The organism is Corallococcus aberystwythensis (assembly GCF_003612165.1).
Classification (GTDB): domain Bacteria; phylum Myxococcota; class Myxococcia; order Myxococcales; family Myxococcaceae; genus Corallococcus; species Corallococcus aberystwythensis.
This window is the reverse complement of the sequence record NZ_RAWK01000354.1, coordinates 1-8,423: the sequence shown is the minus strand read 5'-3', so window position 1 is coordinate 8,423 and position 8,423 is coordinate 1. Positions and strand designations below refer to the sequence as shown.

Here is an 8,423-nt window from a genome sequence, read left to right as displayed (position 1 = left end):
TGTCCGCTCTGCTCCGCCCTCGTGCGCCCCCCGCCGACACGCCCCTCGGATTCCTGACCCGGCGTTCAGCAACGACTGTTCTATTTCTGACCGGCGGGTTAGGAATGGCCCGCCATGCCCCGTCCCGCCGACCCCAAAGCCCGCAGCGCGCTCATCGCGTCCGCGCGGGCGGAGTTCGCGAAGCGGGGCGTGAAGGGCGCGCGCATCAGCGACATCACCGCCGCCAGCGGCCTGTCCAAGGGCGCCTTCTACCTGCACTTCCCGTCGAAGGAGGCCCTCTTCGCGGCGCTGGTGCAGGGCTTCCTGGAGGCGCTGGAGCGGCTGGCCACGCAGCGCCTGGACCGCATGGAGCGCTTCCGCGCCGAGCACGGCATGCCGGGCCCCGCCGACGTCGCCGCGCGCTCGGAGCGCTACCGCGTCTTCCTGCGCCTGGAGGCAGCGCTGGACGTGGAGATGCTGGAGCTCATGTGGGACCAGCGTGAGCTGGTCACGGCGCTCATCGTGGGCAGCCAGGGCACCGCCTTCGAATCCGTCATGTGGGACGTGGTGGACCGCGAGGTGGAGCGCATTGCCCGGGAGTACCGCCACCTGCGAGGGCAGCAGCCGGACACCCCGGACGTGGACCCCAGCCTCTTCGGCTCCTTCGTCGTGGGCACGTATCTGCTCTTGGCCCGGCGCATGGGGCGGCTGACGCACAAGCCGGACCTGTCCAGCTGGGCCGTGGGCCTCCAGCGCCTGATGCACGAAGGCACGCTGCCCAGGGAGCCTGTGTCCCAGGCCGTGCCCCCCGCCGCCGTCTCCGCCCGGTCCTCCCCTCCGCCTTCCACGCGCCGGCGCCACGCCCGCGCGGCCAACCCGCACCGCCCGCCAAGGAAACGCCCGTGAAACCGTCCACGAAGCCCTCTGCCTCCCGTGCCTTCACCGCCCTGGGCATGGCCGCCGCGCTCGCGCTCACCGGTTGCGACAAGGCGGATGCGTCCGCGCCGCCCGCCGCCGCCGCGGCCCCCGGGCAGGACAAGCCCATGCCGGCCGTGAAGGTCGTCGCCGCGCGCGGCGTGCAGGCCTCCCAGTCGGAGGAGGTGACGGGCACGCTGTATCCCGCCCAGGGCCTCCAGGTCGGCTTCGAGGTGGGCGGCCGGCTGGAGGCGGTCCGCGCCCACAAGGGCCAGGCCGTGAAGAAGGGCGACACGCTGGCCCAGCTCAACTCCGAAATCGTGGACGCTCAGGTGGCTGGCGCGGAGGCCGCCGTCGCCGCCGCGGAGGCTGGCGCCTCCATGGCGAAGGACGCCGCCGAGCGCACCGAGCAGCTCAACGCGGGCGGAGGCGTCAGCGCCCAGCAGCACAAGAGCGCCGTGGCCGCCGCCGCGCAGGCCCAGGCCCAGGTGATGGCCGCCAGGGCGCAGCTGGCGCAGGCCCGCGCCGCGCGCCGCCGGCACGACCTGAAGGCGCCCTTCGCGGGCACCCTCATCGAGTCCCCGGACCAGACGGGCGCCACGGTGGGGCCGGGCTCGCCCCTCTTCACGCTGGAGCAGCTGGACACGCTCATCTTCCGCACCACCGTGGCGGAAGGCGCGCGCGCGCTGCTCAAGCCCGGCGTGAAGGTGCGCGTGGCGTCGCTGGGCAACGGCGCGTCCACCGACGAGGCCGTGGTGCGCACCATCCTTCCCTCCGCGGACCCCACCACCCGCCGCATCCCGGTGGAGATCGCCGTGCCCAACGCGGACGGCCGCTTCGTGGCCCACACCCTGGCGCGCGCCATGCTGAAGCTGGGCGAGACGCAGGACGCGCAGCTGCTCCCCACGACGGCGCTGTCCTCCTCCAACGGGGACCACGTCCTCATCGTCAGCGACGGCGCCCTCCAGCGCGTGGACGTGCAGGTGCTGGAGCGCCGCGACCGCGAGGTGGTGGTGCGCGCCGCGGCCGTCCTCCAGCAGGTGGTGGACTTCCCCACGCCCTCCCTGTCCCCCGGCACCCGCGTCTCCGTGAAGTAGCCGCAAGCCGCCCCTTTTCGCCGTAGCCGTCCTCGGGCGGTCTCGCGGCGTGCGTGAGCACTTCCAATGATTCTCAGCGACGTCTCCATCCGACGGCCGGTGTTCACGGCCATGCTGTCCCTGCTGCTCATCGTGCTGGGCTTGATGGGCCTCAAGCGCCTGGGCACCGACCTCTACCCGGACGTCAGCTTCCCCGTGGTGGTGGTCAACACGATCTACAAAGGCGCGGGCCCGGGCGAAATCGAGACCCAGGTCATCAAGCCCCTGGAGGACGCGGTCGCCGGCATCAGCGGCGTGGATAAAATCCACTCCTTCAGCCGTGAGAACGTGGGCACCGTGGTGGTGTCCTTCACGCTGGGCACCGCCCTGGACACCGCCGTGCAGGACGTGCGCGACAAGGTGGGGCAGGCCGTCAACAAGCTGCCCACGGACGCGGACGCGCCCATCGTCAGCCGCGTGGACCTGTCCGCCGCGCCCATCCTCACCTACGCGGTGTCCGCGGACATGACGTCCCAGACGCTGCGCAAGCTGTTGGATGACCGCATCAAGCCCGCGCTCGCGCAGCTGGCGGGCGTGGCGGAGGTGCGCATCACCGGCGGCGACACGCGGGAGATTCAGGTCGACATCGACCTGGACAAGGCCCGCGCGGTGGGCATCACGCCGTCCCAGGTGTCCCAGCGCATTGGCACGGAGAACCTCAACCTGCCCGCGGGCCGTCTGCAATTGGGGCCCAACGAGCTGACCGTGCGCGCCATGGGTGAGTTCACCAGCGTGGAGGACCTGCGCAAGCTGCCCATCGCGCGCAGCGGCACCGGCGCCCAGGTGCGCCTGGAGGAGATCGCCACCGTCACGGACGGCGTCGCCGAGCGCCGCACCACCGCGCGCCTCAACGCCCGCGACGCCGTGGTGCTGGAAATCGTGAAGCAGCCGGGCTCCAACACCGTGAGCGTCAGCGACGCGGTGAAGAAGACGCTCGCCCAGATGGGGCCGGTGGTGGGGCAGGGCTTCCAGGCCACGCTCCTCATCGACCAGTCGGACCTCATCCGCGCCAACACCCACGAGGTGTGGATCGCCCTCATCTTCGGCGGCCTGATGGCGGTCCTCATCATCCTGATGTTCCTCCTGGACCCGCGCGGCACGTTCATCTCCGCGCTCGCGCTGCCCACGTCCGTCATCGGCACGTTCTTCGTGATGTACGTGCTGGGCTACTCGCTCAACCAGATGACGCTGTTGTCGCTGTCATTGGCCATCGGTCTGCTCATCGACGACGCGGTGGTGGTGCGTGAGGCCATCACCCACCGGCTGGAGCAGGGCGAGGACCCCATGAGCGCCGCGTCCAACGGCACGCGGGACGTGGGCCTGGCGGTGCTCGCCACCACGCTGTCCCTGGTGGCGGTGTTCATCCCCGTGGCCTTCATGCCCGGCATCGTGGGTCAGTTCTTCAAGCAGTTCGGCATCACCATCTCCGTGGCGGTGCTCATCTCGCTGTTCATCTCCTTCACGCTGGACCCCATGCTGTCCGCCCGCTTCGCCAAGGCGCGCAAGCCGGGCGAGGTCCACCACGAGCCCGCCGTGTTCCGCGCGCTGCGCCGCTTCCTGGAGGCCACGGAGAACACCTACGCGCGCATCCTGGGCTGGGTGCTGCGCCACAAGTGGGCCACCGCGGGCCTCACCGTGCTGGCGCTCGTGCTGTCCTTCGGCGCCGCCAGCCGCCTGGGCGTGGAGTTCATGAGCGCGGAGGACCGCTCGCAGCTCATCGTTGAGTTGCAGCTGCCGGACTCCTCCAACCTCGCGCAGACCACGGAGCGCGCCGCGGAGGCGGAGGTCCTCCTCAAGAAGATTCCGGAAATCACGGACATCTACACCACCGTCGGGCCCAACGGAGACGTCTACAAGGCGCGCATGCGCGTGCTCACGGTGGGCAAGGACCAGCGCACCAAGAGCATCGGCACGCTCAAGGAGGAGGCCCGCGCGCTGCTGGTCCCCAACCTGGTCTCCACCGCCATCACCCTGTCCGACCCGCCGTCCATCGAAGGCCTGGGGGACTGGTACCCCATCATGGTCCGCGTGGTGGGCCCGGACCTGACGCGCGTCAACGAGGAGGCCGAGCGCGTCGCGGGCATCCTGCGCACCCTGGGCACCTCCGACGTGCGCGTGGACTCCAACCCCGCCAAGCCGGAGCTCCAGATTCAAATCGACCGCGCGCGCGCCGCGGACATGGACCTGTCCGCCGGGGCGCTCGCCATGCAGCTGCGGCTCGCCATCGACGGTGACGTGTCCGCCAAGCTGCGCGAGGGCACGGACGAGACGGACATCCGCGTGCGCCTGCGCCAGGAGGACCGCGCCACCCCGGAGCGCGTGCGCCAGCTGATGGTGGCCACGCCCAGGGGGCTGCACCAGGTGACGGACGTGGCGGAGGTGTCCCTCAAGAACGGCCCCAGCGTCATCGAGCACGAGAACCGCGAGCGCCAGGTGGCCGTCGTGTCCCAGCTGGCCAAGGGCGCCGCGCTGGGTGACGTGGCCACGAAGCTCAAGGCCGCCATCGCGCAGAAGCCCCTGCCGCCCGGCTACGCCATCGTCTACGACGGCCAGATGAAGAGCCTGGATGAGCAGAACGACGCGTTCGGCATCGCGTTCGGCCTGGCCTTCGTCTTCATCTACATGGTGCTCGCCAGCCAGTTCGAGTCCTTCAAGCACCCGTTCACCATCATGGTGTCGCTGCCGCTGGCGCTCGTGGGCGCGCTGCTGGGGCTCGTCGTCACGAACTACCACCTGAGCATGGGCGCCATGATTGGCGTCATCCTGCTGATGGGCCTGGTGACGAAGAACGCCATCCTCCTCATCGACGGCGCCCTCCATCACCTGCGCGAGGGCGACTCCGTGGACGAGGCCCTGCTCAAGGCCGGCCCGCGCCGCCTGCGCCCCATCCTCATGACGAGCGCGGCGATGGCCATCGGCATGGTGCCCACCGCGGTGGGCACGGGCACCGGCTCCGAGTTCCGCGCCCCCATGGCCATCTCCGTCATCGGCGGCGTCATCACCTCCACCTTCCTCACGCTGCTGGTGGTGCCGGTGGTGTTCGCGGCCATGGAGAAGCTGTCCTTCGGCAGGAAGAAGCCCCGCGCGGCAGGGACGCCCTCGGCGCCGTCCGTGGACGCGCCCGCCGCGCACGACCGCGCGGCCTGAAGGCCCGTGGAAGAACGAAAGGCGCGGGTGACGGTGACGTCACCCGCGCCCTGGATGTGAAACGGTGAAACAAAGGGGATGAAACAGGTCCCGGGTGGGCGTCTTCCGCGGAGGGCCGCCGGCTCCGGGCCATGCCGGAGACGGGGCGTTCGCGGGCGTCCTGCCCGGGCGGGACTTCTCTAGCGCGAAGCCGACATGCCTTCGCCGTTGAGCAGGCGCACGCGCGCCTTGGCGAGCTGGTTCTGCGCCTCCTCCAGCGACACACAATCCACGGTGATGTCGTCGTTGGGGGATGCTTCCGACGCCACGCGGGCCGTCTGCAGCCGCGCGATGGTGGAGTCCGACACGTGCGCGCACATCGCGCAGCCGTTCTTGCGGCCGTGGTCGACGATCTCGGAGAACAGCTTCGCGGATTCCGGCTCCAGCGGGCGCAGACCCCGCATGTCGGCCAGAACCAGGTGCCGCCCTCCGCCGTAGCTGTCCGTGGCCTTCTTGTAGACGGCCACGTACTCCTTCATTTCATTGGGCCGCATGAAACCGCTCATGCGGGCAGTGATGGTCCGACGGCTGACATCGTTGGTGACTTCGAACATGGGTGCGCCCTCCCTCGCGGGTCCAAAGACTAACAGACGTCTTTCGGACTTTCACAGCCCCCCCCTTGATTCCTTGGAGGCTGGAAGGTTTGAAAGGGATTGCGCGTTTTTCCTTCTCGGCACGTTGTAAAAATGAAGAAGCCCGGTCCGCGAGAGCGGGCCGGGCTTCCATGAATCCAGGTGGACCCGGAGCGGGGTCGGATCAACCCGCTGCGCGGACGTTCTGTGCCTGGAGGCCCTTGGGGCCGCGCGTCACCTCGAACTCCACCTTCTGGCCTTCTTGCAGGGTGCGGAAGCCATCCATGTTGATGGCGCTGTGGTGGCAGAACACGTCCTCACCACCGCCGTCCTGCGTGAGGAAGCCAAAGCCCTTCGCATCGTTGAACCACTTCACGGTACCGGTAGCCATGAATCGTCTTCTCTTTGTTGGTGGGGCGCGGCACCCCCGCCCGGGGGCGGCCGGTCCTCTCGAAATGTGAGGACCTGAGTGCGAAAGCAAGTCTGCACGGTGGGGCAGGGTGGTTGGAAGCCCCCCTGCTTGGCAGCCAACAGTTCAATGGGTGGCCAGGAGGGCCGGGCTGGCCTCCCATGGGCGGGCGCAGGCAGGCGGGCGTGGGAGAGGGGCAGGCCCGGCGCCCGCGCCTGGGGGCGTGGCTACCGTTTGCGGGCAAGGCCACAACGGCCGGGAGAGGAGTCACGTCATGTACGAGGTCCGAGGCCTGGAGCCAGCGCCAGTGCTGCCCCCCGTCCCCCCGCGTTCGGAGGGGGCCGTGCGCCGCGAGTGGCGCCGGATGAGGGACCACAGCGCGGCGGCGGGCATCCTGTCGCGTCCCCTGCTCGGCCGGCTTCCGTTGCGCCGCTGGGTGCCGCAGGACGTGCACTCGGTGCTGGACTACGTGGGCGGCGCGGCGCTGGTGGCGGTGGGGAAGGCGTCCGGCGACAGCGCGGCGAAGGCGGCCGGCTGGGCCCTGGGCGGGGCCGCGGTGGGCGTGTCGCTCCTCACGGACTACCGGCTGAGCCTCACGAAGCTCATCCCCATCGAGGCGCACGAGCTGGCGGACTACGCCTACGGCCTGGGCGCGGTGCTGGCGCCCTTCGTGCTGGGGTACGCGAAGCGCTCGCCCGTGGCGGCGGCGCTGCACGTGCTCCTGGGCGTGAAGGTGCTGGCCGCGTCGCTCGTCACGGACTACCGCTGCCAGACGGGCATGCACCTGGGCGGGGAGCTGGCCACGGACCCCGAGGGCATCGGGGCCTGAGGGCCTGTTCCTGGAGCTGCCCGCTCAGGGATTGAACTTGAAGAGGAAGCCGTCCTGGCGCCGCCGTGACGGCCCCTCTTCTTCCTCCTGCGCGGGCCGGTTGAAGCCGCCCGCGAGCAGCACGCCTCCGGACGCGTCCACGCTCACGGCCCGGGCCTGCGCCACGGTGCCGGGGCTCGCGAAGCCGCGGACCCAGAGCGACGCGCCCTCTTCCGGCAACAGCTTCGCGACATACAGCCCGGGCGGCAGGTTCCCTCCGCCCAGGGCGAGGCCGCCGTCATGGCTGCCCGCCACCGTCACCTGGCCCGCCTCGTCGGTGGTGACCATGGGGGCTCCGGTGGGGAAGGTGCGCGCCCACTGCTGGCCGCCGCTCGCGTCGTAGGCCAAGAGGAAACCGTCGCGCGAGTCCGCGCGGTGGAAGGTCTTCTGGAAATACAGCCGGCCGCTGAAGCCGCCGCCCACGAAGACGCGGTCGGCCCCCACCGCCACGGACACCGCGGTGCCGTCCGTGCCGCGCACGTCGTGGCTCCAGACGTGGTCGCCGTCGCGGGTGAGCTTCACCACGAAGGGAGTGTGCTGGCGCACGGTGACGAAGGTGGCGTCGCCAAAGGACACCGCCCCCGCGTAGCCGCCCACCACGTGCACGTCGCCAAAGACATCCACCGCCACCGCCCGCGCGGAGACCTCGCCCTCGCTCGCGGGCATCCACACGCGGCTCCAGCGCTGCTCGCCCCGGGGCCCCACGCGCAGCGCGAAGCCCGCGTGCCTGCCGTGGGGCGTGGTCTTCAATCCCTCACCCAGGTCGCGCGCGCCGGCGAAGTCCCCCACCAGCACCGCGCCGCCGTCATGGTCGGACGTGACGCCGTTCACCGCCACGGCGCCTTCACCCGGCAGCGAGCGCACCCAGTCCAGCGCGCCGCCGCCGTCCAGCCGGGCCAGGAACGGCCCCTCCGGCAGCGTGGCGCCGTCGCGGGTGAAGCCCGCGGACAGGCCCGTGACGAAGATGTTGTCGGAAGCGTCCACCGCCAGGCCGCCCACGCGGGCCCGCGCCGGATGTTGCGGCGTCCAGCCCCGCGCCCACTTGAGCGTGCCCTCGGGCGAATACCGCGCCACCAGCAGGTGCGGCGCCACGACGTTGCGATTGAAGGGCAGGGGCCCCGCCCCCAGGTCAATGGGCTCTTGATAGGTCGCCGCCACGAGGACGTCCCCGTTGGAGGTCACCACCGCGTGCGGAGCCTGAGGGTCCCCAACCATCAGGGTCCGCGACCACACGTGGGCCTCCACGCCCTCTTGCACGACCTGTCCACCCACCTCGCCGAGCACCGGGATGCGCGGTGCCGTGGCCCGGGCTTCCTCGCACCCCACGAGGAAGAGTCCCCCCACGCACACCGCCATCC

General features: G+C 70.8%; 7 protein-coding genes. 4 read left to right on the top strand and 3 right to left on the bottom strand.

Features of this window, described 5'->3' with window-relative positions:
- Positions 1–114: 114 nt before the first annotated feature.
- The 3 genes from D7W81_RS37220 to D7W81_RS37210 all read left to right on the top strand — a co-directional run bounded on the left by D7W81_RS37220 (position 115) and on the right by D7W81_RS37210 (position 5,177).
- On the top strand, positions 115–885 hold the full coding sequence (locus tag D7W81_RS37220) for a TetR/AcrR family transcriptional regulator (protein WP_120560122.1): 771 nt from the start codon (positions 115–117) through the stop codon (positions 883–885).
- Entirely contained in the window at positions 882–1,991 is a 1,110-nt protein-coding gene (locus D7W81_RS37215) for an efflux RND transporter periplasmic adaptor subunit (RefSeq protein WP_120560121.1), read from the top strand. The genes D7W81_RS37220 and D7W81_RS37215 overlap by 4 nt, the downstream gene beginning before the upstream one ends.
- A gap of 66 nt (positions 1,992–2,057) precedes the next feature.
- The gene (locus tag D7W81_RS37210) at positions 2,058–5,177 is read left to right on the top strand and encodes an efflux RND transporter permease subunit (RefSeq protein WP_120560120.1); all 3,120 of its coding nucleotides are present in this window, start codon (positions 2,058–2,060) and stop codon (positions 5,175–5,177) included.
- A gap of 179 nt (positions 5,178–5,356) precedes the next feature.
- Here the strand turns inward: D7W81_RS37210 and D7W81_RS37205 are convergent, their stop codons facing one another.
- Together D7W81_RS37205 and D7W81_RS37200 are read right to left on the bottom strand one after the other, a co-directional pair.
- Positions 5,357–5,710 (bottom strand): hypothetical protein, encoded by a 354-nt coding sequence (locus tag D7W81_RS37205; protein WP_242588805.1) that lies wholly within the window; start codon positions 5,708–5,710, stop codon positions 5,357–5,359.
- Positions 5,711–5,972: 262 nt separating this feature from the next.
- A complete protein-coding gene (locus D7W81_RS37200; RefSeq protein ID WP_120560118.1) occupies positions 5,973–6,179 on the bottom strand; it encodes a cold-shock protein in 207 nt (68 codons plus the stop codon).
- A 292-nt stretch (positions 6,180–6,471) separates the two neighbouring features.
- Here D7W81_RS37200 and D7W81_RS37195 point away from each other — a divergent pair, with 292 nt between their 5' ends.
- The gene (locus D7W81_RS37195; protein ID WP_120560117.1) at positions 6,472–7,026 is read left to right on the top strand and encodes a hypothetical protein; all 555 of its coding nucleotides are present in this window, start codon (positions 6,472–6,474) and stop codon (positions 7,024–7,026) included.
- Between the two features lie 24 nt (positions 7,027–7,050).
- On the opposite strand, the gene D7W81_RS37190 is transcribed toward D7W81_RS37195, so the two are convergent.
- Positions 7,051–8,423 (bottom strand): hypothetical protein (locus D7W81_RS37190; protein ID WP_120560116.1); only part of this gene is annotated, 1,373 nt, incomplete at its 5' end.

Coding starts and splice junctions, on each gene's coding strand:
- D7W81_RS37210 (WP_120560120.1), top strand. CDS start 2,058: ATGATTCTCAGCGACGTCTCCATCCGACGGCCGGTGTTCACGGCCATG.
- D7W81_RS37205 (WP_242588805.1), bottom strand. CDS start 5,710: ATGCGGCCCAATGAAATGAAGGAGTACGTGGCCGTCTACAAGAAGGCC.
- D7W81_RS37220 (WP_120560122.1), top strand. CDS start 115: ATGCCCCGTCCCGCCGACCCCAAAGCCCGCAGCGCGCTCATCGCGTCC.
- D7W81_RS37195 (WP_120560117.1), top strand. CDS start 6,472: ATGTACGAGGTCCGAGGCCTGGAGCCAGCGCCAGTGCTGCCCCCCGTC.
- D7W81_RS37200 (WP_120560118.1), bottom strand. CDS start 6,179: ATGGCTACCGGTACCGTGAAGTGGTTCAACGATGCGAAGGGCTTTGGC.